This is a genomic window from Azohydromonas sediminis (genome assembly GCF_003574675.1).
GTDB classification, from domain to species: Bacteria; Pseudomonadota; Gammaproteobacteria; order Burkholderiales; family Burkholderiaceae_C; genus Calidifontimicrobium; species Calidifontimicrobium sediminis.
Genome location: NZ_QOAZ01000085.1, coordinates 1 through 1,319, shown reverse-complemented (window position 1 = coordinate 1,319; position 1,319 = coordinate 1). Strand labels below are relative to the sequence as shown.

Annotated in this window: 1 protein-coding gene; it reads right to left on the bottom strand. The window is 66.9% G+C overall.

The genetic code is table 11. From position 1 onward, the window contains the following. Window positions 1-54 precede the first annotated feature (54 nt). Complete coding sequence (locus DRV96_RS17720; protein WP_119293602.1) at window positions 55-1,254, bottom strand: IS256 family transposase; 1,200 nt, start codon at window positions 1,252-1,254, stop codon at window positions 55-57. Window positions 1,255-1,319 lie beyond the last annotated feature (65 nt).

Sequence of the window (1,319 nt, the reverse complement as noted above, 5' to 3'; positions counted from 1 at the left end):
GGTTGTGTCTGTCAAGTTGTGCAGAAACGCGATCACGGTTCGAGGTTGGGCTGATCAGGCCGCGAGCTTCATGGCGGCCTTCTTGTGCTCCTTGAGCAGATCCATGTTGAGGTGGCGGTTGTCCTCGAGCCACGCCTCGTGCGTCTCGGCGCACAGGGCTCTGACCAGCCGCAGGCACGACGCCGGGTTGGGGAAGATGCGAACCACGCGGGTGCGGCGCTTGATCTCCTCGTTCAGGCGCTCGAGCAGGTTCGTGCTCTTCAGATGCTTGTGATGCTGCCTGGGCAGCATGTAGAACGTCAGCGTCTCGCCGATGGCCTGCTCGACCCAGTCGGTCAGGCGCGGGTAGCGCGCCTGCCAGCGCTGCAGCCAGGCCGCCAGATCGGCCTGCGCCTCCTTCAGGTTGCGCCGGTCGTAGATCCAGCGCAGCTCCTGCAGGCAGTCGTCGTCGGCGCGGCGCGGCAGGTAGTCCAGCGCGTTGCGCAGGAAGTGCACGTAGCAGCGCTGCCAGGCGGCCTGGGGCAGCAGTTCCGAGACGGCCTTCTTCAGCCCCTCGTGGTCGTCGCTGACGACGAACTCCACGCCCGCAAGGCCGCGCTCCTTGAGCCGGCGCACGAACTCCTTCCAGCTGGTGGCACTCTCCCGGTTGGCGAGCTCGACGGCCAGCACCTGGCGCCGGCCCTCCCAGTTGATGCCGATGGCAATGAGCACCGCCTGGCTGCGGATCACCCCGTCGATGCGCACCTTCTCGTACCTCGCGTCCAGGATCAGGTACGGGTAGGCCTCCTCCAGCGGCCGGTTGGCAAACCTCGCCAGTGCCGCGTCCAGCCCCTTGTTGATCTGGCTGATCGTGCTGGCCGAGAACGCGTGGCCGCACAGCTCCTCGGTCACGGCCTTGACCTTGCGGGTGGACACGCCCTGCACGTACATCTCCGCCAGCGCCGACACCAGCGCCTTCTCCGAGCGCTGGTAGCGCTCGAACAGTTCGGTGGAAAAGCGCCCCTCGCGGTCGCGCGGCACGCGCAGCTCGAGCTTGCCGATGCGCGTGACCAGGCTGCGGCTGTAGTAGCCGGCGCGGTAGCCAGAGCGCGCCTCGGTGCGCTGACCGGGCTCGGCGCCCAGCAGCTCGGTCATCTCGGCTTCGAGCACCTCCTGCAGCGACTCGCGCAGCAGTTGCTTGAACACGTCGCGGTCCTGACCCAGCAGGGCTTCAATGGCGACGACGGAAGGCTTACCCTTGTCAATGGCGGCCATGGCAGTTCAGCCCCTCGCGGGGCAGGTTGGCTTCGACAATCAACCTCTTGCCATGACCGCCATCC

Bases quoted from the DNA above. Each gene is read 5' to 3' on its own strand.
- DRV96_RS17720 (WP_119293602.1), bottom strand. From the start codon at position 1,254: ATGGCCGCCATTGACAAGGGTAAGCCTTCCGTCGTCGCCATTGAAGCC.